The following is a 21,156-nucleotide window of genomic DNA, read 5'->3' on the forward strand; positions in this document are numbered from 1 at the left end:
AGGCCTGGTGATTTTATGATCGAACTGCGCACCTATGTCTTTCTGGATTCACTGCAACCGCAGTTGGCCGCCTATATGGGCACGGCCTCGCTGGGCTTTCTGCCCGTGCCGGGCGACACCTGTCTGTGGATGGAAGTGGCGCCGGGCATGGCCGTGCACCGTCTGTCCGACATCGCCCTCAAAGCGTCCAACGTGCATCTTGGTCAGCAGATTGTGGAGCGGGCTTATGGCTCCATGGTGATTCACCATCGCAATCAGAGCGACGTTCTGACCTCGGGCGATCAGGTGTTGCAATATTTGAAGACCGAATACACCACCCGTCAGGCCTGCAAGATCATGTGGAAGGAAGTGATCCGTGGGGTGACCCCCGACCACGCCACCCTGATCAACCGAGACAATCGTCGCGGCTCGATGATTCTGCCGGGCCAAAGCATGTTGATCATCGAATGCGAGCCGGCCGGTTACATCGTACATGCGGCCAACGAGGCCGAAAAAGCCGCGAATGTGACCCTGGTGGAAGCCAGAGCGGTGGGCGCTTACGGCCGTCTGTTGATGGCCGGACGCGATGGCGACATCAATGAAGCGGTCAACGCCGCCGAACGCGCGCTCAACCAGATCAACGTCGAAGCGCGGGTTCGTCCCGGCTGACCCGAACGGATTCAAACGCGAATTCCGTTCAAATCAACGTTCCCTCCTTCGCTCAATCCCATCCAGCCTCCGCCTCAATCAAGCCATCATTACACCAACCCTTTGCACGAAACGCAGAACCCCAAACAAAAAAACCCGGTTTGATACCGGGTTCCATCTCTCATCACAACCGGAATGCTTCAGTGTTTCAGGCGCAGATAGCCCGTGCCCTTCTCCTGCAGGAAATCGAAAAAGGCTTTACTGATGATCGACATCGCTTTGCCCCGCGGGTAAACCAGATTCCACTCCCGCTCGATCGGAAAACCTTCCACATCCAGAATGGCCAGAGGCCCGTCGTCGCTTTCCAGATTCAATGCATGCTGTGAGACCACGGAAACCCCAAGACCACCGGCCACCCCATGTTTGATCGCCTCATTGCTGTCGAGCACCAGCCGCTCATGCAGCGTCAGCTTCTGCTCTGCAAAACGGTCCTCGACCGCCGAACGGATACCGGAGCCGGGTTCACGCATGATGAATGGCTCCTTGGCCAGTCGCTTCAGCGAAATACGCGGTTTATTGACCAGCGGATGATCGCGGTGGGCAATCGGCACCAGCGGATTGGGCGCAAACGGATGGATTTCCAGATCCAGGTGCAGCGAGGGCACCTGCCCGACAATGTAAAGATCGTCCAGGTTATTCTCAATGCGCTTGTACAGTTTTTCCCGGTTGACCACCGTCAATTGCAGGTCGATTTCGGGGAAATCCTTGCAGAATTCGCCCAGAGCCAGCGGGGCAAAGTATTTCGCCGTGGTCACAACCGCCACCCGCAATCTGCCGCGTGTTTTGCCCCGGAAATCGTCCAGCGTCATTTCCAGATTGGAAAAGGTGTTGAGAATGGTCCGACAGCTGAGGGCCACTTCCCGTCCCACATCGGTCAGGTAGATTTTACGCCCGACCTGCTCGTACAGAGGCAGCTCCACGGCTTCTGACAGGCCTTTGATCTGAGCCGACACGGTAGGCTGGGTCAGATGCAGTTCTTCCGCGGCGCGGGTAAAACTGAGGTTGCGCGCCACCGACTCAAAAATCTGCAGTTGGCGCAGAGAGGTGTGGCGCATCAAACGATGATGCTGTGCGTAATCGGGTATGTCCTGAGCCATAGCGCTCTCCCAGTGTTAGCCTGTTTGTCCGCAGGTTACGAACAATGATCCAGTTTGGAACGGGTCATCACACGGATGTCCGACGCAAAAATCAACAGATGGTGCCCCTGTTTTTCAAACAACTCGAGCGTTTCCACCAGAGAGTCAATCTGCGTTTCCGGCAGGATGATCATAAACATCACATTGCCATCGCCGGCGATTTCACCACTGTGATAGCCAGTTTCGCCATCACCACGCACATCAAACAAAGTATAGCCACTGACGCCTGCCTGTCCAAGAATTCGCTTGATGCGTCCTTCCAGTCCGGTCGAGGCAATCACTTGCAGCATTTTTTCATGACAGTTTGCCATCGTCATAACACCCCCTTACACCCCGGCTGACCATTTGGCCACCTGATAAAACAACGGAATCCCGACCACCACATTGAATGGAAAGGTGATCCCCAAAGACAAAGCCAGATAATACGAAGGGTTGGCCTCGGGCACCCCGAAACGCATCACTGGCGGTACTGCGATGTAAGACGCACTGGCACTGAGGATCGCCACCAGCAAAGTGCCGCCCACGCTGAAGCCCAGAATGACCTGACCGACGAAAATGCCGATGAACCCGCCGATCAATGGCATGATGATCCCGAATGCAATCAGGGTACCGCCCACTTTTTTAAAGCTGTCCAGACGCTTGGCCGCGACCATCCCCATTTCCAGCAGGAACAGACACAACACCCCCATGAAAATTTCCTTGGTAAAAGGATACAAGGTTTTCATGGCTTCCGGCGGCACAATCGCGCCGATGATCAACGCCCCCAGCAGCAACAGCACACTGCCGTTGGTAAAGGCCTCTTTGAGCAGCGGACTCCATTCGGTTTTGGGAACTTCCTGTGCGCCCATCGTCGCCGTGCCATCTGCAGAAAGCTGATTCGCAGCCAGACGTTTGCGTGCCATGGCCGCCAGCACCAGGCCGATGATGATCGCAGGCGATTCCATCATCACCATCATGATGATCGGATAACTTTCGTGGCTGACCCCGGAAGCTTCCAGAAACGCAATCGCCGTCAAAAACGTGCCGGCACTGACCGAACCGTAATGCGCGGTAATGGCGGCGGCATTCAACGGGTCGATTTTATTGCGGAATCGCAACAGCGCATAACCAATGATCGGGATCACAAAGCCGAGGACAATGGCCCAGAAAATCGCATTCATCGCAATCATCAAATCCGACGTGGCCAATTCTGCCCCGCCTTTGAGGCCAATCGCCATCAGCAGGTACAATGACATCCCTTTGGACATGCCTTCCGGGAACTTCAGATCCGAATTCACAAGCTGGGCGATGGCCCCCAGCAGGAAAAACAAAACCGCCGGTATCAATAAACTGTCTAATCCCATGACTCATCTCCCTGAAAATTGGCTTTATTCAATCTTAGAGTGCCAACCATCAGAAATAAAATTGATATTTCAACTGGTACTCATAGAGCAAACCCAATGACAAAAAACCTTTATATTCAGAAGGTTGCAACATCAAAACGGCCGAAGATAAAAAAAAGGCGCTGACTTTTCAGCGCCAAATGGCTAAGACCTTCTCTGAATCCTAATCCGGCCAGACACGCGATTGCGTGGTCATCATCACCGGTGTTTCGGATCCCTTGCCAGCGTTTTCAGACACCGCTTTTTCCGGCGTCCTTTTTTGGGGCGCACGGGCTTGGCTCACACTCTGGCTTTTGGCCGGTGTTTTGCGTTCGCTTGTCTTTGACTTCGTCTCAGCGGTGGGTTTCTGAGTGGTCGTCGCCTGTTTCTGTGCACGAGCGGTCTGAGCGGGCTTTTGCCCGGTCGTCTCAGTGGGTTTTTCCTGGGCCATGATCGACTCCTTATGCCTGTTTGACTTTCTGAAAACCGGCGTCAATGCGGTCCGCCAACTGGTAATCCACATCCGTGAGTTCACTCTCCTCGGAATAAATCACCAGTGACGCATAATCCCGCCCGAAACTGACATTGGGATGATGCGACAAGGCTTCGGCCTGTTCTGCCACCTCATCCAGAAAAGCACGCAAGTCGTCATAAGAATCGAACACAAACTTGGCTTCCATGCTTGCAGGTCGTTGCTTGACTTTCCATGGACTGATTTCGGAACGGGTCATACAAAGCTCCTCCGATTCTGACTCATTGTCTGATTGTGCTGCTGCATCGGCTGTTGCATGGGTTGCGACATCGGTGGCTGATAAGCGGCCAACCATTGCTGGATTCGCTGCAGCTGTGCCTGCTCTTCCTGTAACAGTTGCGTAAACAAAGCCAGGTCATCCTGAGCTCCCACATTGGCACACCAGGCCTGACCCTGCACATACAAATCGATCAGACCCGCTTCGTGTTCGGCGCAGGTCTGCAGGGATTCGATCACATCCACAGCCGGCATCGCCGGTTGCAACACCGAACCTGCTGGCAAAGCACCATGCGCGACCAGACGGTCGGTCAGCATGGAAGCATGACGAAACTCCTCATTGGCCAATGTCAGAAAATCATCAGCGAACTGAGTTTCCTGACGTTGTCTGGCCAGTGAAGATTGCGCCATGTAATGCTGACCGGCACTGAACTCCAGGCTCATGGCCCGACCCAAAAAACCCAGGATACGAGGATCCATGTGTTGATTCTGCCGATGCCTTGGATGTTGACCGATGCCGGGCATCACGCTGCCCGGTGTTCGACTGAACGCTCTCATAATTGAGTCTCCATCATTTGGGCCGGTCTGCACCGACCCGATCGATTACTGACGTTTGGTCGATAGTTGACTGGTGGTTAAAACGGGCTCCACTTCTTTGTGTGGACGCGCAATAATGTGGGCCGCCACCAAACCATCACCAACGCGTTCACACGCATCTGCCCCAGCTCGGACAGCGGCATTGACCGCGCCGGTTTCACCGCGAACCATGACCGTCACATAGCCGCCGCCAACAAAATCTCTGCTGACAAGGCGCACTTCAGCGGACTTGGTCATCGCATCAGCCGCTTCAATCGCTGGCACTAAACCACGGGTTTCAATCATGCCTAACGCAATTCCATATTCCGTGCTCATGGTGTTTCTCCTAATTTAATGGCTGTCGCCCTTGATCATTACGTTTTAATGGATTACTTTTCGATCGTTGCCAATACCGGCTCAACTTCTTTGTGTGGGCGTGCAATGATGTGCGCGGCAACCAGGCCGTCACCAACACGTTCACAAGCGTCTGCACCGGCACGTACGGCCGCATTCACAGCACCGGTTTCACCACGGACCATCACAGTGACGTAACCGCCACCGACGAAGTCACGGCTGACCAGACGCACTTCAGCGGCCTTGGTCATCGCATCAGCGGCTTCAATCGCTGGTACCAGACCACGGGTTTCAATCATGCCCAAAGCAATTCCATATTCAGTACTCATTGTTTACTCTCCTATCAATGCCGCCCTGTGGCGGCGCTAAATTATTTGGTTTCAATCGTCGCCAATACTGGCTCAACTTCTTTGTGAGGACGTGCAATGATGTGTGCGGCGACCAGACCATCACCCACGCGTTCGCAGGCATCGGCTCCGGCTCGCACGGCGGCGTTGACCGCCCCGGTTTCCCCACGCACCATCACAGTGACGTAACCGCCACCGACGAAGTCACGGCTGACCAGACGCACTTCCGACGCCTTAGTCATGGCATCCGCCGCTTCAATGGCGGGTACCAGACCACGTGTTTCAATCATTCCCAACGCAATACCGTAGTTATCAGACATAAATACCTCCTGCTACTCTTTACACTCTTACAAAAACCTGTCTAGCCGCCTGCCGGGCTTGTGCCAATCGGCGGCCAGGCACTTAAAAAATCGCACGATCTCCGGTCAATGATGCCGGCAATCGTCAAATCCGTTAATAATCGGTCATCGCCTGCGGCCGATCGGGCCGCGGAATTGGCGATGGTAAAAATCCAGTCTCCGGGCTTGACCCCAATCGGATCCATGGCCACAACCATTTCACCGTTGACACTGTGCAGCACCTTGATCGACTGCTGCCCCAGCCCTTCCAGTCGCCGGGTCATCACCAGGGTCTGTTTTACCTGATGAATCATCATGCTTCCGGCTCCCATCGGTCGATGATGCCGACAATGGTGAGGTCGCTGGGATACCCCTTGACCCCACTGGCATCACGGGCCGCAGACGATCCGACACAGACCACCCAGTCACCGGGGGTGCAACCGACCGGGTCCACGGCCACCTGGGGTGTGCCGCCTTCCTTGTCGGTGACCACCAGCAAAGGTTTGTGCTCCAGTGTGGCAATCCGGTTGGTCGAAACCAATGTTTTCACGACTTTGAATATCTTCATGTCACACCTCGTACTGCTCTGCCCAGGTTGGTGACAGACGCATGGTTACCACTTCGCAGGGCACAGCTCGCTGATGATCCCTCAGGGTACACAGACTGGTCAGATCCCCGCTGTTTGACAGATCGCTGTATCGTTGATGCAGCGCCTGTTCAATCCGCTTCGCTTTTTCCAGAGCCCGCGTTCGCGAGCCAGGTACCCGTCCGTCGTAATCACAGCGAATCACCACTGGCACTGGCAGGCCTTTGCCCACATTGAGACCTTTGAAAATCTTGATCCCCACATCGACATCCGCCGCGCCTTCTTCCAGCGTGTCCAGAAACCCGTAATAACTAAGGTTTCGCAGCTGCACCTCTTCAAAGCCATTGCCCAGGCCGATGAAACGCTCCGCATGGCCAATATCCGGGTACAGACCCTTTTCAAACTGACGCACATAGGCAATCTGTGAAAAGTTCTGTGCCATCAACCAGACCAGCAAGTCGCGCATCGACGCTCTGGGCGGCGTACTTCCGGCCTGCTCGGCCTGCGCCACCAGAGCCTCTTTCAAATAGGCTCTGGCCTGCTCGGCCGACCAGCCCGCCGTCTGGTCAAACAACGTCTCGGTTTTGATGTAGCGGGCCAGACACAACCGACCGTCCTGATTGGGCAAATGCACCTTCAGGCTGTCATTGTCGGTATTGAGACCCAGCAACATGGGCTCGACCCGCGAACCACAACCAAAGCGGTTTTCAATCGCCTGCTGAAAATCCTCAAGCTTTTGCAACGCCGCTGCTGCCGCTTTCTTTTCATCACTGCCATGAGCCGCGCAACCTTGATGCGTCGGGTCCTTGTCAGAGTAGTGATAGACCGCGATCTTCAGGTAGCGTGTCGATTCGGTCGCCGGGTTGGGAACCCCTTCCCGAAAACGGTCGTGCTCGACAAATACCCAATGACGCACGCTTTCACTCACATCAAACATCACCCCGGCATGGGCCTTGCGGCGCACCATGGCATAAGGCAGACGCAGCACATAACTGACGGTATGCGCCAGACGACCGTCTGCACAGGGCGCAATGCCCACCGCATGGAAACCGGCCGCCATAAAGGCTTGTCTGGCCACCGCTTCCCGGTCGTCTTTCAACGGATCCCGCTGATAAAAATCCTGCGACAGACGCTCAAATTGTTTAAAGATCCCATAGGCGTACAACGCCTTGACGTTCAGCCCGGTTTTCCAGGCATCGGTCAGCAGTGCCTCTGGCCACGGCCAGCCAAATTCCGACTCGGCCAGCGCTTGCGCTCTGATCACAAAGTCGTCCTGAGTCTGCCAGCCTGCCAGACGTTTCAAAGTCGTTTCCAACTGGTCAAAACCGGTTTTGGTGCCAACCTCGTAGTCACGCAAAAGCTGATTGCGACGTGCGTCCACCAATGGATGGTCACTGCGACCAACCGCTTGGGGCACACCCGGCGCGTCAACCGATGCATTTTTGACCAGGCCTGGTGCCGTCCGGGTCTGTCCCGGTGCCGGCACTTTGCGCCAAAACATGGATCTTTGTCTGACTCTGCCTGGACTCATACTGATTCCGCTCCCATTGCTTCCTGCCGGATCAGGCTCGCGCCCCACCTGACAGAGTCACAGTTGCCCCGGATTCGAAATTGCCACTGGAACCGGTAATGGGACTGTTTTCCACTTCCGGTCCCATGGTCTTGCGATAGTCTGCGGCATGATTAAATGCCTGAGACTGATCGCCCCGAATCGACGCATTACGGTTGTTGGACCAGTGTCCTTCGGTACCGGACATACGCGGTCCACGTCCCCAGCCATCGCCTGTGATCGAAAATCCCTGATCACTGCCTTCCCCGGTCACCCCTGAGGCCGCACTCTGAGCCGCTGGGGCTTGAGAAGGCGTCCGCTTGGGCCGGATTGTGCGCGAACTGGAGTTTTCATTGTCACCGGTCACTTTGCCTTTGGCGCTCGAAAACGCGCCGGTAATCTGACCGCTGCCAGCGGGTTCCGATCCCACAGCGACCGCCTGAGGCTGCATCACTGTCGGGAAATCGGGGTCACCCGGTTCCGCCACAGCATTGACATCACACTGGGCAACGGTCTGGTCATGACCCTGGTAGGCCGTTCCCGAAACCGTCTGGCAAGCGCCTTTCTGGCCGCCGGTCACCCCTGAGACGCCAGGCTGAATGCCGCTGACCGCATGGCCGCCGAAAGGCGAACGTTCAGGCTGGCGTTGTGCCATCTGCGTCTGCTCATCGGTCGAACACACCTTGCGTGTCTGCAATGCATCCATGTAAGGGGTGCCAGTCACCGTAGAACATTGCCCGGCTTCGGAACCGGTCGTCTGGGCGGTGCTACCGGCACGATCACCACTGACCGACTGGCCTTTCCCCGTCTGGCCGTACATCACTTTGTTGGCGGCCGCAGGCGGTTCCATCTGACAGACTTCGCGCACACTGCCCGAATCCTGATAACCGGTTCCGGTCACATTCGCACAGTAGCCGGTTTCTTCCCCCGTGACCGTTGGACGGGCACGGTCGTCTTCACGCGGCTTCACCGAAGACACATTCACTCCGGTCAGGGACGTGCCCTTGGCCGTGGTGGACTGGGTGACTTTTTGCGGTGCCTGAGCACGCGCAGCCCCCCCGCCATTGCAGAACAGATCACTCTGATCGGCCGGCAGGTAGTCGGTACCAGTCACACCGGCACAAACGCCGCTCTCATTGCCGGTCACATCCTTGTCTTGCCCCATGGCGGTACCGCTGATGCTCAAACCACGCGTGGTCTGAGAACGGCTGACCTTGGACGGTGCCGCCGAATAATCCGTGGCGCAATACTGCCCAAACTCTTCGGTTCCCAGATACTCGGTGCCACTGACTTTCTGGCAGTAACCCGAATCCATCCCAGTCACCGAGTCGGTTTTACCCGTCTGGGTGCCGGTCATGGTCTGACCGGCCCCCGTCTGGCTTTGGCCGACTTTGCTCGGGGCCACCGAAGACTTCATCGGCTGCTCTGAACGCGGTTTGGGACTCGCCTTGCAGGCGGTTTTGCCTTTGGTGCAGCGTTCGGCACGCACCTGTTTGGCAATCTCACGGCTGCTGGCATCCGGGTTGGCCATACGGGCTTTGGATGCCGAATGACCGCTTTTATTGCGGAATGCCTGCTCCGAATTTTTGCCCTTGGCACATGCCTGACGATGCGCCTTGGACATCAAGCGCCCCTGAGGTTGTTGCGCCGCATCAGGCTTGGTGGCCACACGCTTCTGGCGTGACTCCTTGCGCTGGCTCGGACGCATCGCCCCCAGATCCGGTTTGGCCGAACTGGCGTCTGACGCCGCTTCCGCCTGCTGGGTTTGCAGGGTTTCTTCTGCCTGTTTGGCCATGGCCTTGGCTTTCGCTTTCGGGTGCCAGGTGGCCTGCATATTGTCCGCCTCCAGAGGTTGACCGCCCTGAGAAGTCTGACTGCGGGCTTTGCCCTTGATCAGCGCATCACGACGCGCCTTGGACGCTTCGCGACCGCTGCCATTGGGGTCCACTGTCGGGGGCGTACTGGTTGCCTTGGCTCTTGACACCTGTGTTGTCGAAGAGGACACCGCACCGGGTTTCTGAGAAGGCGCTGCCGCCGCCGGGGCTGTCCCGGCACTGGCTTTGCCTTGAATCATCGACCGACGCCGCGCCAGGGCCTTTTCACGACCACTGGAGACATTTGCCTGTTCACTCATTTTGGCCTCCTGTATTCATTTCATTGGCCTCAAAACGTCGCTTACATGCCCCGCGGACGGTACACCACAAAGTTGTGCCCCTGGCACTGAGTGTAGTTGTCATAGCCGACCAGGCGGATCAAGTGATCCGGGTAGGCCTGACGACAGGCTTCGATCTCAGACAGCACTTCCATCGGGTCGCGCATGCCAAAGAACGGCAGTTTCCACATGCCCCAGTAATGCGCGGCGGCATTTTCCGGCTTGTCATGTTCAATGGATGGCGTCCAGCCCTGGTTGATGATGTAAACCACCTGGTCAAAGATTTCATCCGCAGTCAAATCCGGCAAAAACGAAAACGTTTCCAGGGTGTATTGAGTGCGATAATCATCGGTTTGTAACGCTGACATAATTCTGCTCCTTTAAAAGTCAATCGATTAAGGTCTCACAAGGGATTAGGCATCCAACTTGTCAACGGTGTCGAATTCAAACTTGATCTCTTTCCAGGTTTCCAGCGCCACAGCCAGTTCCTTGCTGTGTCGGGCCGCATCACGCAGGATATCGCCACCTTCACGTTCCAGATCACGCCCTTCGTTACGTGCCTTGACACACGCTTCCAGCGCCACACGGTTCGCGGCCGCACCCGCTGCGTTACCACCCGGGTGACCCTGAGTACCACCGCCGAACTGCAGAACGGAATCGTCACCGAAAATGTTGACCAGTGCCGGCATGTGCCATACGTGGATACCACCGGACGCGACCGCGAACACACCAGGCATGGAGCCCCAGTCCTGATCGAAGAACACACCGCGCGAACGGTCTTCTGGAACAAACGCTTCACGCAACTGATCCACAAAACCAAGGGTGGAGGCGCGATCGCCTTCCAACTTACCGACAACGGTACCGGTATGCAGGTGGTCACCACCGGACAGACGCAGACACTTCGCCAGCACACGGAAGTGAATACCGTGACGTGGGTTACGGTCGATGACCGCGTGCATGGCACGGTGAATGTGCAGCAGAACGCCGTTTTTGCGACACCATTTCGCCAATGAGGTATTGGCTGTGAAACCAGCGGTCAGGAAGTCGTGCATGATGATCGGCATGCCCAGCTCTTTGGCGAACTCGGCGCGTTCAAGCATCTGCTCGGAATCCGGCGCGGTCACGTTCAGGTAATGCCCTTTACGCTCACCGGTTTCGTCCGTGGCTTTGTGTACCGCTTCGGCCACAAACTCAAAACGGTTCTGCCAGCGCATGAATGGCTGAGAGTTGACGTTTTCATCGTCCTTGGTCAAATCCAGACCGCCACGCAAACACTCATAGACCGCACGGCCATAGTTTTTCGCAGACAGACCCAGTTTTGGCTTGATGGTCGCGCCCAGCATCGGACGACCGTATTTGTTCAGCTTGTCACGCTCAACCTGAATCCCGCTTGGCGGCCCCATGCAGGTTTTGATGTAAGCCACCGGAAAGCGCAAGTCTTCCAGACGCAATGAACGAACCGCCTTGAAACCGAACACGTTCCCGACCAGAGAGGTCAGAACATTGACCACCGACCCTTCTTCAAACAGGTCAAGCGGATAGGCGATGAAGGCATAAAATGCTTCTTTGTCACCCGGAACGTCTTCAATTCGATAGGCGCGCCCTTTATAATATTCCATGTCGGTCAACAGATCGGTCCAGACCGTGGTCCAGGTACCGGTTGAAGATTCCGCCGCCACGGCCGCAGCCGCTTCTTCGCGTGGAACGCCCTCTTGTGGAACCACTTTAAAACAGGCCAGAAGATCTGTGTCCAAAGGCACATAATCCGGCACCCAGTAAGTGAGTTGATAGTCTTTTACACCCGCATCAAAGGTTTGATTTGCCATAATGTTGCTCCTTTATGGTTAAAAGGGTCGTGTTGAATTACGGCCTCAATCATAGGAAAAGCCATTCATCGTGACTAATTGAAAGTCCCGATTAAAAAGATAGAGCCGACCCTATGGTTTGCCCGCAACGCATCAGACATCCCTGTCCCCACGCGGGATTTCGCTTTCCGGTCACGATGGTTTTTTTCTGGAAAATGGCCGCTTTTTTATCAAAATAAACTGAAAACACGGCCAGATTTGTTCTTGCTTTCCTTGTCATTTTCCGTCATCCGGTTTTTACCAGGCCTGGTCATTTGTCATTCCCTTTGCGAGCGCAGCCTGATAGAATCGTAAAATTGCGGAGAGGAAACGTTCCATCAACCCATCGCGCAAACCAGAACAACCGACCCAGTCCAATCAAAGAGGATCGACGCCATGAACGAAACGGAAACAAAAATGCAAACCCAAGCGGAGACCGGAACGGAAACCCAGACACGGCTGACCCCGCCGGATACGACTCTGGCCAAGGTGGTTTATATTCTTTATTTTGCGGGGCTGTTTACCGGCATTACCGCGTTCATCGGTCTGGTGATGGCGTATGTCAAAAAAGGCGAGGCCGACAATCCGGCGTGGTTGACGTCGCATTACCGCTTTCAGATCCATACCTTCTGGTTTGGGCTGGCGTATCTGATTATTGGCACGGTCCTGATGCCGGTGATAATGCTTGGATGGCTGGTGTTTCTGTGGTGGCTGGTGTGGTTGATCATCCGCTGTGTCAAGGGACTGACCGCGCTGGACAAAGGACAGCAGATTGAGGGCGGTTTTTTCAGTCTGGCCGAAGTACGCTAAGCGAGTAGGCTAACCAAGTGCGTGAACCGACTGAAAGCAGACCAAAAAAAACCCGCTAACGGATAACCGATAGCGGGTTCAATGCATTAGGTGTTTCGCTTTCGCGAATCAGTGTTTAAACAACTGACACGTTCTCTGCTTGTGGGCCTTTTTGACCTTGTGTCACTTCCATCGTGACCGTTTGCCCTTCCAGAAGGGTTTTACGGCCGCCAGTACCGTTGATCGCTGAGAAATGTACAAAGACGTCTTTGCCGCCTTCCTGCTCGATGAAACCGAAGCCTTTCTCATCGTTAAACCATTTTACGGTACCTTGCGTTAAATCAGACATGCTTTTTCCTTATACTACTAAATAAATACCCTTGGATTCTGACCGGCTCAAAGCCCACAAGACTTCCTGCCTTTCAAAATTCAAGTGTCTTCATTATACCCATTTTTTTGATTTGTACAGACTATCTTTTGAATTTTTTATGACAACACAAGCAGTTAGCGTCGTTTTCCGCTCTCCCAAAGGACGTCAGAAGACGGCATAAGGCACTCTCAACGATACGCTTCCACTTTGGAGCGCAGGGCCAATTCCGCCGGATAAGGGTTCAAAAACACCTGTTCCGCCAGATAATCCGAACCATAATGGCGCAAAAACTGTTGCAATACCTTGATCACCGCAATCATGGGCACAATGCCCTGACGGAATTCCTCACGGGTTTCCTGGTAATGGTTTTTTTCTTCTGCCATCAGCTCGTTTTTGAAAAAGCCGAAAAGGTGATCGAGCACATTGATCACCGCCCCGCGCTTGCTGTGCTCGCCCAGGGCCTGATGCAGCAAGCCTTCGTAGGTGTGCAGTGACGCTTTCAGGTCGCCCTTGCCGGCTGCGGCCACCACCGGCCCCATTTGCCGGAAAATCGCCTCGGATTTGGATTGCAGCAGAAATTTGTGCTGACGGTGAAAGGTCTCAAACGCCTTGACGTCCGGCTGGTTTTGCAGAAATTCACGCCAGCGGGCCTGAGTAAACACGTGCATCACAAAATTTTCCCGCAGCCAGGCGTCTTTCAGACGGCCCTCTTCCTCGATCGCCAGCCAGGGCGCTTCTTTCTGCAACCGCGCGGTAAACAAGCCCTGACCCATTTTGTCCTGGGACCCGAACCACTCGCCCGTGGGCCGATAAAACTTGATCCGCTCCATGCCGCAGGTGGGCGAACGCGACTTGACCACCGCGCCGTCCATGCCCTGACTGAGCAGCTTGGGAATCATTTTGCGATTGTAATCTTCGATCCCTTCGGTCACATCCTGCTCGGTGCGGGTGCCGCGCACACGCAAATCGCCATCAAAATTGACAATGCGGATGGTTTCCCGCGGCGTGCCCAGTACCGGCGCTTCGGGGCAGAACGGATAAAAGCGGGCGTAAGGGGCCAGATCGTGATTGAGAAAATCGTCCTGAGCATGACCGCCGTTGTAGCGGCATTCGGTGCCGCGCAGACAATCCGACACGGCAATGTGCACACGTGGAAATTGAGGTTGGCTCGTCATAACGCTCCTTTTTACCAGGCCTGGTTATTAGGTGATGTTTCTGCTTCTACCACCGTGGCAGTCCCGTCGCCCCGACCGAAACCGACGCAGAGACCACAGCAAGCTGGCATCAGATCAGAGATCAAGCTAACAGGTTGTATAACAATTGTACATCGAATTCCGTTACAATGCCGGGTAAGCCAAATTCCTTTCCCGAACAACAAAGAGACAGTCTCATGCATTACAAAAACTTTACCGCTTACCAGCATGGCACCGAGCCGGCGGTCGGCGTGCTGCTGACCAATCTGGGCACGCCCGATGCGCCCACCAAAGAAGCGCTCAAGCCCTATCTCAAGGAATTTCTGGAAGACCCGCGTGTGGTCGAACCGCCACCGGCCCGCTGGCTGTGGAAACTGATTTTGAACGGGATCATTCTGAACACGCGTCCGGCCAAGTCGGCCGAAGCCTATCAGGAAGTCTGGGGCCATTACGGCGACGGCTCTCCGCTTCTGGACATCGGCAACAAACAGCTGGAAGCGGTCAAAGAAAAAGTCTCTCAGCACTTCCAGGGACGCGTGGAATTCGCTTTGGGGATGCGCTATGGCAACCCATCGATTCCCGATGCGCTGAAGTCCCTGCAGGAGCGCCATGTGCAGAAACTGGTGGTCCTGCCCATGTACCCGCAATACGCCGGAGCCACCACCGCCTCCACCTTTGATGCGGTCACCGACGAATTGCGTCAGTGGCGCTGGGTGCCCGAGTTCCGCTTTATCAAAAGCTACCACAAGCATCCGGGCTACATCAAAGCGCTGGCCAACAGCATCCGCGAACACCAGGCCGAACATGGCCAACCCGACCTGCTGGTGATGTCCTACCACGGCATTCCGCAGCGTTATTACAACAATGGCGACCCGTATGCCTGCGAATGTCGGGCCACCTCGCGACTGGTGGCCGAGGAGCTGGGACTGGGCGAAGACGATTATCTGGTCAGTTTCCAGTCACTGTTCGGGAAAGAAGAATGGATCAAACCCTACACCGATGCGACGCTGAAAAGTCTGCCGACCAAAGGAATCAAGCACGTGCAGGTGATCTGCCCCGGCTTTTCGGCCGACTGTCTGGAAACCATTGAAGAGATCGATCAGGAAAACCGGGAGTATTTCGAGGAAGCCGGTGGCGAACAGTACAGCTACATTCCCGCCCTCAACTTCCGCGACGATCATACTGACATGCTCTCAGAACTGGTTTTGCAGCACACTCAGGGCTGGCCGGAACGGGACGGTTTTGATGCCGAAGCGGCGAAAAAAGAACGGGCCATTCAGGCACAACGCGCGCAGGAAGTGGAACAAAGCCTGCTGGATCAGTTTGGCGAAGAGATCATCTACCCTCAAGGCAAAAAACATTTGGGGTAAAAACCCGGGCTGAGTCCCTTCCGGAACCGGTCAGAATTCAGCCTGTTTGACCGGGTTCCCCTTCTTCTGAGTCGTCACCCGACGCAAAACATTCCTGCTGCAATTGCCCGACTTCCAGTCGGGTGCCGGTCACCACCGGGCTTTGCATCAGATAACACACACTGCGCCAGATTTGATCCAGTCCAATCGCTTCGGGCACCGCATTTTCCTGCAAACGCGCCTGCTTCAAGGCTTCGCTGTCCGCCTCATTGAAAATCACCAGACCGGGTGCCAGCGTATTGCATTTGACCTCGGGCGCCCAGGCACGCGCCAGAGAGCGCATCATCGATTCCAGCCCGGCCTTGGAGGCCAAGTAAGCGGTGTAATCCGGGTGGCCCCGGCTGGCCTTGGCATCGCTGATCGCCATCACATCAGCACGTTCCGTGCTTTGTTGCAGCAAGGGAAAGCAGGCCTGGTTGATTTGGTAAGGGGCACGTACGTGTACGGCCCAAAGCGCGTCCAGATCGGCCACGCCAGACAGGTTTGACTCTTTTTTCCAGAGCGAGGCATTGTGGATCAGCGCGCGCAGACTCTGCACCCGTGTGTGCAACCACTCGATCATGGCCGTGACCGCATCGGCATCGGCAAAATCCACCTGATAGCCGATGGCCCCGGCCTGGAGAAGTCGATCCACGCCCGGCTTGTGGCTGCGGTAGGTAAACACCACCGGATGCCCGGCCTGCAAAAAACGCAACCCCAGGTCCAGTCCGATGCGCTGGCCCGCGCCGGTAATGAGAATGGCGTCTTTGAGTCGGGTCACGCTCAGCCTTTCACCACCAGATTGACCAGTCGGCCGGGCACGTAGATTTCCTTGACCAGCTCCTTGCCCTCCAAGTGTTTGATCACCCGCTCTTCTGCTTTGGCCGCCGCAATGATGCTGGCCTGATCGGTGTCTTTGTCCACCTCGATCTGGCCGCGCAGCTTGCCGTTGACCTGCACCATCAATTCGATTTCGTCTTTGACCAGCGCCGATTGGTCCACCTGCGGCCAGACGGCATCCAGCAGCAAACCGCCCGACGGCGCATGACCCAGGGTTTCCCAAAGTGCCTGACAGGCATGCGGCATCACCGGAGACAGCATCACCACCAGCGCTTCCATCGCTTCCTGCATCAGAGCACGACTCGGGGCGGAGTCGTCTTCAAAACGTGCCAGATCATTGACCAGCTCCATCATCGCTGCGATGGCGGTATTGAAATGCAGACGCCGCCCCATGTCGTCGCTGACTTTCTGAATCGTGGTGTGCAGCTTCAGGCGCAGGGCCTTCTGGGCTTTGTCCAAACCATCCTGACTGGCACAGGGCGCAACCAATCCTGCCTGAGCATGCGCATTGGCCAGACGCCACAGACGACTGATAAAACGATGCGCGCCTTCCACCGACGAATCCGACCATTCCAGCGTCTGTTCCGGCGGCGCGGCAAACATCATATACAATCGCAAGGTGTCGGCACCGTAGCTTTCCATCAATACCTGCGGGTCCATGCCATTGTTTTTGGACTTGGACATTTTGATCACACCGCCATACTGCACTGCGGAACCGTCGGCTTTCAACTTGCCCTTGACGATCGCGCCCTTGTCATCGGTGACCGGCTCCACATCCAGTGGCGAAAACCAGACCTGTTTGCCGTTGTCGTCCTGTCGATACCAACTGCCCGCCAGTACCATGCCCTGGGTCAGCAGGTTTTTGAAGGGTTCGTCCGACGACACCAGCCCTTCGTCGCGCATCAGCTTGTGGAAAAAGCGCGCATAAAGCAGGTGCAGAATCGCGTGTTCGATCCCGCCAATGTATTGATCCACTGGCAGCCAGTGGTCGGCACGCGCATCCAGCATCGCCTGATCATTGTCCTTGGAAGTGTAGCGGGCGTGATACCAGGACGACTCGAAAAAGGTATCAAAGGTGTCGGTTTCGCGTTTGGCCGGACCGCCGCATTGCGGACAGTCACAGTTTTTGAACGCGTCCATTTTCGCCAGCGGCGAACCGGACCCATCGGGCACCACATCTTCCGGCAGGCGCACCGGCAAATCGCTTTCCGGCACCGGCAAAGCGCCACAGGCCGGGCAGTAAATCACTGGAATCGGGCAACCCCAGTAACGCTGACGCGAAATGCCCCAGTCGCGCAGACGGTAATTGGTCTGTTTTTCGCCCAACCCTTTTTCGCCCAGCACCTTGGCCATTTCATGCAGCGCCTGCTTGGATTTGAGGCCATCAAACGGTCCCGAATTCACCAGCATGCCTTTGTCGGTATACGCCTGCTCGGAAATGTCGGGCGCGTCTTCGCCTTTGGGTGCGATCACCGCCTTGATCGGCAGGTCGTATTTTCTGGCGAATTCGTAGTCGCGCTGATCGTGCGCCGGCACCGACATCACCGCCCCGGTGCCATAGCTCATCAGCACAAAGTTGGCTGCATACACCGGCAACACCTCATCCGTGATCGGATGACGCACGCGAATCCCCGTATCCATACCCCGCTTTTCCATTTTTTCCATGTCCGCTTCGGCCGTGGACACATGCGAGCATTCTTCGATGAATCGCTCCAGCGGCTCGTTCTGCACAGAGGCTTTGCGCGCCCAGGGGTGATCCGCGGCCACCGCTAGATACGTCACCCCCATCAGGGTGTCCGGGCGCGTGGTATAGACTTTCAGATTGCCTTGCGACGCATCCAGGCCGCTGGCCACCGGAAACTCAATCTGCAGACCGGTGGATTTGCCAATCCAGTTTTTCTGCATGGTTTTGACCTGCTCCGGCCAACCATCGAGCTGATCCAGGTCTTTGAGCAATTCTTCGGCGTAATCGGTGATGCGCAAAAACCACTGAGCGATTTCTTTGCGCTCAATCGGCGCACCGGAGCGCCAGCCCTTGCCATCGATCACCTGTTCGTTGGCCAGCACGGTCTGGTCCACCGGGTCCCAGTTCACCGTCGACAGTTTGCGATACACCAGCCCCTTGGCCATCAGACGGGTAAACAGCCACTGCTCCCAGCGGTAGTATTCCGGGTGACAGGTGGCGACTTCGCGCGACCAGTCATAGCCCAACCCCAGCGATCTCAACTGATCGCGCATGGTGTCGATGTTCTGATAGGTCCATTTTGCCGGTGCGACCTGATGATCCATGGCCGCGTTTTCTGCGGGCAGACCAAACGCGTCCCAACCCATTGGCTGCAGCACGTTTTTGCCCTGCAACCGCTGATAGCGTGCCACCACATCGCCGAGCGTGTAGTTGCGCACATGGCCCATGTGCAGCTTGCCGCTGGGATAGGGAAACATGGACAGACAGTAAAACTTTTCACGCGCCGGATCCTCACGGGCCTCAAACACCTGATTGTCGGCCCACAGAGACTGAACGGCGGTTTCGATGGCTTTGGGGTCGTAGGTTTGCGGCTGGTCTTGGTCGGAACGCGTTGTCATAATCGGTAATCTTTTTTTGGTATGATTGGTAAAAAGTTCCCGGAATTATAACAAAGAGTCCTTTGCACGAGATCAAACACGGTGAAAAATGGCTAAAATTTCGCTGCTCTGCGTTGGAAAATTGGCCCATGGCCATGCCATGGCCTGCATTTTCCGCCTTGATCAGCAACATTTTTTCTTATTTTTATCCCGTCCCTGATCTCGTGCAAAGGACTCAACAAAAAGGATGCGCATTATGAGCGATAACAAAATGCTGGCGGCCTACCGCCACCTGCTGGAACAGGCCAAAGACAGCCTGTGGAAAGCCGAGTTCAAAAGCTGGGATGCACTGAAAAAAGCGGTCTGGGAATTTGAACGCAAGGATTCACAGTTGCAGGCCTTGACCCAAAAGCAATGGCAACAGGTGCAGGAAGACGTCGAAGCCGACATTGAACAACTGGCCGAGTATCTGGATGAGTTCAACCAAGGCGTGGATGCGTTTCTGGAAATGGACCTGCCGCTGATTGAATCCTATCTGGAAGAAAAAGCGCTGAGCCTGTCCGACCCATCCGAAATCATGATTCTGCGCCTGCGCCTCAATGCGGCCATGAACGATGTTCACAAAGCGGCCAACGACCATTAGCCGCTGGTTTTTCACCAGGCCTGGTAAAAAACCGGCCTAGCAGCCTGTCGGACTCTCAGACACAAAACCGCAGACACAAAAAAACCCGCTGTGGCCGAAGCCAGAGCGGGTTGACAGTTCGCGGCATCGCCGCTGAAACGGATTAACGCTTCGAGAACTGTGGACGGCGACGCGCTTTGCGCAGGCCGATTTTCTTACGTTCAACCGCACGCGCATCACGGGTCAACAGACCTCTGGCACGCAAGGCGGAACGGTTTTCTTCGTTGAACGCCAGCAGCGCTCGTGAAATACCGTGACGCACCGCACCGGCCTGACCGGTGGTACCACCGCCCTGAACCGTGACGTTGATGTCAAACTGTTCCACGCTTTCGGTGGCTTCCAGCGGCTGGTTGATCACCATCAGATCGGTTTCACGGGCAAAATAGTCTTTGACCTCGCGACCGTTGACGGTGATTTTACCGGAGCCTGCACGAAGAAAGACACGTGCGACGGAGTTTTTACGGCGACCGGTTCCGTAGTGTTGTTCTACTGCCATGTTACTTTCCCCTTACAATTCCAGTTCTTTCGGCTGCTGAGCGGTATGCGGGTGATCTTCACCGGCATAAACTTTCAACTTCTTCATCATCGCACGCCCCAGAGGACCACGAGGCATCATGCCTTTAATGGCCAACTCAACCGGACGTGTCGGCTTGTTGCGCATCAGCGTCTCAAAATTACTGGACTTCAGGTTCCCGATGTAGCCGGTCACGTGATGATATATTTTATCCTGACGCTTACGGCCTGTGACCGCAATTTTGTCAGCATTGATGACCACAATGTAGTCGCCGCAATCAACGTGAGGCGTGAACTCGGGCTTGTGTTTACCGCGCAGACGGTAAGCGATTTCGGCAGCCATACGTCCCAGCGTTTTGCCTTCGGCATTGACCACAAACCAGTCGCGTTTGACTTCTGCGGGTTTTGCAACAAATGTCTTCATTACTTTGTCCTGTTTTTTTTTGGCAAGACCGGCACAAACGTGTCCGGCCCTGACGATCCAATCCAATCGGTGACGGTCGGGGATTCCGAACCGTCACACGCACTTACTGTTTAACGGGCAATAAGGGGGATAAGGATTTAAAGCGTGAATTTTAGTGATTTATAAAAACAAGTCAAGCACTTAACCCATCTCTTTTTCAGAATCCGGTGTTGTTCCGTGGATTTCCTGCTGCAGACGCGCGCTTTTTTCGGCCATGAACCCGGCCAGTTCGGCTTCCAGACGGCGATAAGCCTCCATCACGCGCCGCCCCTGCTCGGTCACAAGCGTGCCGCCGCCGTCCTTGCCGCCATGGGCTTTTTCCACCAACGGCTTGGCAAACATGGCATTCATCTCATCCACCAGTTTCCAGGCTTTTTTGTAGGACATGCGCATCGCCTTGGCGGCCTGATTCATCGAGCCGGTGCGCTCGATCTGCTCCAGCAAGGTGATGCGGCCCACCCCGACATAGCCGCCGGAATCCTCGCTGTTCTCTCCGGTGATCCAGAAACGCGCACGCAGGTGCGGTGCAAAGGCATCACCGGGCAATTTTGTGGACGGGGTCTGTCTGGATTTGGGCACACGCGCCTCGCAAGCAAAAACGGATCGAAAGCATTTGATTTCAGCGGTTTATTGCATTATAACGAAGTTGAAACAAAACTTGGTGACGCTGTCACCAAG

At 55.6% G+C, this 21,156-nt stretch carries 26 protein-coding genes; 4 read left to right on the forward strand and 22 right to left on the reverse strand.

The features are described 5' to 3' along the window. Window positions 1–15: 15 nt before the first annotated feature. Window positions 16–648 carry a BMC domain-containing protein gene (locus A377_RS0102105; protein WP_019894464.1) on the forward strand — a complete coding sequence of 211 codons (633 nt, stop codon included), beginning with the start codon at window positions 16–18 and terminating at the stop codon, window positions 646–648. Window positions 649–827: 179 nt separating this feature from the next. On the opposite strand, the gene A377_RS0102110 is transcribed toward A377_RS0102105, so the two are convergent. The 15 genes from A377_RS0102110 to A377_RS0102180 all read right to left on the reverse strand — a co-directional run bounded on the left by A377_RS0102110 (window position 828) and on the right by A377_RS0102180 (window position 11,660). Next, entirely contained in the window at window positions 828–1,784 is a 957-nt protein-coding gene (locus A377_RS0102110) for a LysR family transcriptional regulator (RefSeq protein WP_019894465.1), read from the reverse strand. Between the two features lie 35 nt (window positions 1,785–1,819). Continuing rightward, on the reverse strand, window positions 1,820–2,140 hold the full coding sequence (locus A377_RS0102115) for a P-II family nitrogen regulator (protein WP_019894466.1): 321 nt from the start codon (window positions 2,138–2,140) through the stop codon (window positions 1,820–1,822). A gap of 9 nt (window positions 2,141–2,149) precedes the next feature. Further along, on the reverse strand, window positions 2,150–3,166 hold the full coding sequence (locus A377_RS0102120; RefSeq protein ID WP_019894467.1) for a sodium-dependent bicarbonate transport family permease: 1,017 nt from the start codon (window positions 3,164–3,166) through the stop codon (window positions 2,150–2,152). A gap of 202 nt (window positions 3,167–3,368) precedes the next feature. Then, window positions 3,369–3,635: a hypothetical protein gene (locus tag A377_RS0102125; protein WP_019894468.1), complete on the reverse strand. Its 267-nt coding sequence runs from the start codon at window positions 3,633–3,635 to the stop codon at window positions 3,369–3,371. 10 nt (window positions 3,636–3,645) lie between these two features. After that, the gene (locus A377_RS0102130; protein WP_019894469.1) at window positions 3,646–3,915 is read right to left on the reverse strand and encodes a 4a-hydroxytetrahydrobiopterin dehydratase; all 270 of its coding nucleotides are present in this window, start codon (window positions 3,913–3,915) and stop codon (window positions 3,646–3,648) included. After that, window positions 3,912–4,412, reverse strand: a complete 501-nt coding sequence (locus A377_RS11630) for a ferritin-like domain-containing protein (RefSeq protein WP_019894470.1) — start codon at window positions 4,410–4,412, stop codon at window positions 3,912–3,914. The genes A377_RS0102130 and A377_RS11630 overlap by 4 nt, the downstream gene beginning before the upstream one ends. Before the next feature lie 123 nt (window positions 4,413–4,535). Then, window positions 4,536–4,844 carry a BMC domain-containing protein gene (locus A377_RS0102140; RefSeq protein WP_028485191.1) on the reverse strand — a complete coding sequence of 103 codons (309 nt, stop codon included), beginning with the start codon at window positions 4,842–4,844 and terminating at the stop codon, window positions 4,536–4,538. Between the two features lie 53 nt (window positions 4,845–4,897). Next, on the reverse strand, window positions 4,898–5,191 hold the full coding sequence (locus A377_RS0102145; RefSeq protein ID WP_028485192.1) for a BMC domain-containing protein: 294 nt from the start codon (window positions 5,189–5,191) through the stop codon (window positions 4,898–4,900). Window positions 5,192–5,232: 41 nt separating this feature from the next. After that, window positions 5,233–5,529 carry a BMC domain-containing protein gene (locus tag A377_RS0102150; RefSeq protein ID WP_019894474.1) on the reverse strand — a complete coding sequence of 99 codons (297 nt, stop codon included), beginning with the start codon at window positions 5,527–5,529 and terminating at the stop codon, window positions 5,233–5,235. A 41-nt stretch (window positions 5,530–5,570) separates the two neighbouring features. Then, complete coding sequence (locus A377_RS11635) at window positions 5,571–5,864, reverse strand: carboxysome peptide B (RefSeq protein ID WP_051083133.1); 294 nt, start codon at window positions 5,862–5,864, stop codon at window positions 5,571–5,573. Next, entirely contained in the window at window positions 5,861–6,115 is a 255-nt protein-coding gene (locus tag A377_RS0102160) for a carboxysome peptide A (protein ID WP_019894476.1), read from the reverse strand. The genes A377_RS11635 and A377_RS0102160 overlap by 4 nt, the downstream gene beginning before the upstream one ends. 1 nt (window position 6,116) lies before the next feature. Further along, complete coding sequence (locus A377_RS0102165) at window positions 6,117–7,634, reverse strand: carboxysome shell carbonic anhydrase (RefSeq protein WP_019894477.1); 1,518 nt, start codon at window positions 7,632–7,634, stop codon at window positions 6,117–6,119. A 61-nt stretch (window positions 7,635–7,695) separates the two neighbouring features. Continuing rightward, window positions 7,696–9,816, reverse strand: a complete 2,121-nt coding sequence (locus A377_RS0102170) for a CsoS2 family carboxysome shell protein (protein ID WP_019894478.1) — start codon at window positions 9,814–9,816, stop codon at window positions 7,696–7,698. A 41-nt stretch (window positions 9,817–9,857) separates the two neighbouring features. Then, window positions 9,858–10,202 carry a ribulose bisphosphate carboxylase small subunit gene (locus A377_RS0102175; RefSeq protein ID WP_019894479.1) on the reverse strand — a complete coding sequence of 115 codons (345 nt, stop codon included), beginning with the start codon at window positions 10,200–10,202 and terminating at the stop codon, window positions 9,858–9,860. 45 nt (window positions 10,203–10,247) lie between these two features. Continuing rightward, entirely contained in the window at window positions 10,248–11,660 is a 1,413-nt protein-coding gene (locus tag A377_RS0102180; protein ID WP_019894480.1) for a form I ribulose bisphosphate carboxylase large subunit, read from the reverse strand. A gap of 414 nt (window positions 11,661–12,074) precedes the next feature. Between A377_RS0102180 and A377_RS0102185 the strand changes: the two genes are divergently transcribed. Next, complete coding sequence (locus A377_RS0102185) at window positions 12,075–12,488, forward strand: DUF4870 family protein (RefSeq protein WP_019894481.1); 414 nt, start codon at window positions 12,075–12,077, stop codon at window positions 12,486–12,488. Between the two features lie 115 nt (window positions 12,489–12,603). Here the strand turns inward: A377_RS0102185 and A377_RS0102190 are convergent, their stop codons facing one another. Next, window positions 12,604–12,816 (reverse strand): cold-shock protein, encoded by a 213-nt coding sequence (locus tag A377_RS0102190; protein WP_019894482.1) that lies wholly within the window; start codon window positions 12,814–12,816, stop codon window positions 12,604–12,606. Between the two features lie 209 nt (window positions 12,817–13,025). Further along, window positions 13,026–14,012, reverse strand: a complete 987-nt coding sequence (locus A377_RS0102195; RefSeq protein WP_019894483.1) for a YbgA family protein — start codon at window positions 14,010–14,012, stop codon at window positions 13,026–13,028. 215 nt (window positions 14,013–14,227) lie between these two features. On the opposite strand from A377_RS0102195, the gene hemH reads away from it, so the two are divergent. Then, the gene (gene hemH, locus A377_RS11640) at window positions 14,228–15,400 is read left to right on the forward strand and encodes a ferrochelatase (protein WP_019894484.1); all 1,173 of its coding nucleotides are present in this window, start codon (window positions 14,228–14,230) and stop codon (window positions 15,398–15,400) included. A gap of 37 nt (window positions 15,401–15,437) precedes the next feature. On the opposite strand, the gene folM is transcribed toward hemH, so the two are convergent. Together folM and leuS are read right to left on the reverse strand one after the other, a co-directional pair. Beyond that, window positions 15,438–16,199, reverse strand: a complete 762-nt coding sequence (gene folM / locus A377_RS0102205; RefSeq protein WP_019894487.1) for a dihydromonapterin reductase — start codon at window positions 16,197–16,199, stop codon at window positions 15,438–15,440. A gap of 2 nt (window positions 16,200–16,201) precedes the next feature. Beyond that, on the reverse strand, window positions 16,202–18,841 hold the full coding sequence (gene leuS, locus A377_RS0102210; protein ID WP_019894488.1) for a leucine--tRNA ligase: 2,640 nt from the start codon (window positions 18,839–18,841) through the stop codon (window positions 16,202–16,204). A gap of 235 nt (window positions 18,842–19,076) precedes the next feature. Here leuS and A377_RS0102215 point away from each other — a divergent pair, with 235 nt between their 5' ends. Then, a complete protein-coding gene (locus tag A377_RS0102215) occupies window positions 19,077–19,463 on the forward strand; it encodes a zinc ribbon-containing protein (RefSeq protein WP_157760692.1) in 387 nt (128 codons plus the stop codon). A 142-nt stretch (window positions 19,464–19,605) separates the two neighbouring features. Here A377_RS0102215 and rpsI read toward each other — a convergent pair whose 3' ends face one another. From rpsI to A377_RS0102230, 3 genes are all read right to left on the reverse strand, one after another. Continuing rightward, complete coding sequence (rpsI, locus tag A377_RS0102220) at window positions 19,606–19,998, reverse strand: 30S ribosomal protein S9 (protein ID WP_019894490.1); 393 nt, start codon at window positions 19,996–19,998, stop codon at window positions 19,606–19,608. A 12-nt stretch (window positions 19,999–20,010) separates the two neighbouring features. Next, window positions 20,011–20,439 (reverse strand): 50S ribosomal protein L13, encoded by a 429-nt coding sequence (rplM, locus tag A377_RS0102225; protein ID WP_019894491.1) that lies wholly within the window; start codon window positions 20,437–20,439, stop codon window positions 20,011–20,013. A 180-nt stretch (window positions 20,440–20,619) separates the two neighbouring features. Then, window positions 20,620–21,057, reverse strand: a complete 438-nt coding sequence (locus A377_RS0102230) for a winged helix-turn-helix domain-containing protein (protein ID WP_019894492.1) — start codon at window positions 21,055–21,057, stop codon at window positions 20,620–20,622. Window positions 21,058–21,156: the final 99 nt, after the last annotated feature.

This window comes from Hydrogenovibrio halophilus DSM 15072, from assembly GCF_000384235.1.
Lineage (GTDB): Bacteria > Pseudomonadota > Gammaproteobacteria > Thiomicrospirales > Thiomicrospiraceae > Hydrogenovibrio > Hydrogenovibrio halophilus.

Bases quoted from the DNA above. Each gene is read 5' to 3' on its own strand.
- A377_RS0102105 (WP_019894464.1), top strand. From the start codon at position 16: ATGATCGAACTGCGCACCTATGTCTTTCTGGATTCACTGCAACCGCAG.
- A377_RS0102110 (WP_019894465.1), bottom strand. From the start codon at position 1,784: ATGGCTCAGGACATACCCGATTACGCACAGCATCATCGTTTGATGCGC.
- A377_RS0102115 (WP_019894466.1), bottom strand. From the start codon at position 2,140: ATGACGATGGCAAACTGTCATGAAAAAATGCTGCAAGTGATTGCCTCG.
- A377_RS0102120 (WP_019894467.1), bottom strand. From the start codon at position 3,166: ATGGGATTAGACAGTTTATTGATACCGGCGGTTTTGTTTTTCCTGCTG.
- A377_RS0102125 (WP_019894468.1), bottom strand. From the start codon at position 3,635: ATGGCCCAGGAAAAACCCACTGAGACGACCGGGCAAAAGCCCGCTCAG.
- A377_RS0102130 (WP_019894469.1), bottom strand. From the start codon at position 3,915: ATGACCCGTTCCGAAATCAGTCCATGGAAAGTCAAGCAACGACCTGCA.
- A377_RS11630 (WP_019894470.1), bottom strand. From the start codon at position 4,412: ATGGATCCTCGTATCCTGGGTTTTTTGGGTCGGGCCATGAGCCTGGAG.
- A377_RS0102140 (WP_028485191.1), bottom strand. From the start codon at position 4,844: ATGAGCACGGAATATGGAATTGCGTTAGGCATGATTGAAACCCGTGGT.
- A377_RS0102145 (WP_028485192.1), bottom strand. From the start codon at position 5,191: ATGAGTACTGAATATGGAATTGCTTTGGGCATGATTGAAACCCGTGGT.
- A377_RS0102150 (WP_019894474.1), bottom strand. From the start codon at position 5,529: ATGTCTGATAACTACGGTATTGCGTTGGGAATGATTGAAACACGTGGT.
- A377_RS11635 (WP_051083133.1), bottom strand. From the start codon at position 5,864: ATGATGATTCATCAGGTAAAACAGACCCTGGTGATGACCCGGCGACTG.
- A377_RS0102160 (WP_019894476.1), bottom strand. From the start codon at position 6,115: ATGAAGATATTCAAAGTCGTGAAAACATTGGTTTCGACCAACCGGATT.
- A377_RS0102165 (WP_019894477.1), bottom strand. From the start codon at position 7,634: ATGTTTTGGCGCAAAGTGCCGGCACCGGGACAGACCCGGACGGCACCA.
- A377_RS0102170 (WP_019894478.1), bottom strand. From the start codon at position 9,816: ATGAGTGAACAGGCAAATGTCTCCAGTGGTCGTGAAAAGGCCCTGGCG.
- A377_RS0102175 (WP_019894479.1), bottom strand. From the start codon at position 10,202: ATGTCAGCGTTACAAACCGATGATTATCGCACTCAATACACCCTGGAA.
- A377_RS0102180 (WP_019894480.1), bottom strand. From the start codon at position 11,660: ATGGCAAATCAAACCTTTGATGCGGGTGTAAAAGACTATCAACTCACT.
- A377_RS0102185 (WP_019894481.1), top strand. From the start codon at position 12,075: ATGAACGAAACGGAAACAAAAATGCAAACCCAAGCGGAGACCGGAACG.
- A377_RS0102190 (WP_019894482.1), bottom strand. From the start codon at position 12,816: ATGTCTGATTTAACGCAAGGTACCGTAAAATGGTTTAACGATGAGAAA.
- A377_RS0102195 (WP_019894483.1), bottom strand. From the start codon at position 14,012: ATGACGAGCCAACCTCAATTTCCACGTGTGCACATTGCCGTGTCGGAT.
- hemH (WP_019894484.1), top strand. From the start codon at position 14,228: ATGCATTACAAAAACTTTACCGCTTACCAGCATGGCACCGAGCCGGCG.
- leuS (WP_019894488.1), bottom strand. From the start codon at position 18,841: ATGACAACGCGTTCCGACCAAGACCAGCCGCAAACCTACGACCCCAAA.
- A377_RS0102215 (WP_157760692.1), top strand. From the start codon at position 19,077: ATGAGCGATAACAAAATGCTGGCGGCCTACCGCCACCTGCTGGAACAG.
- rpsI (WP_019894490.1), bottom strand. From the start codon at position 19,998: ATGGCAGTAGAACAACACTACGGAACCGGTCGCCGTAAAAACTCCGTC.
- rplM (WP_019894491.1), bottom strand. From the start codon at position 20,439: ATGAAGACATTTGTTGCAAAACCCGCAGAAGTCAAACGCGACTGGTTT.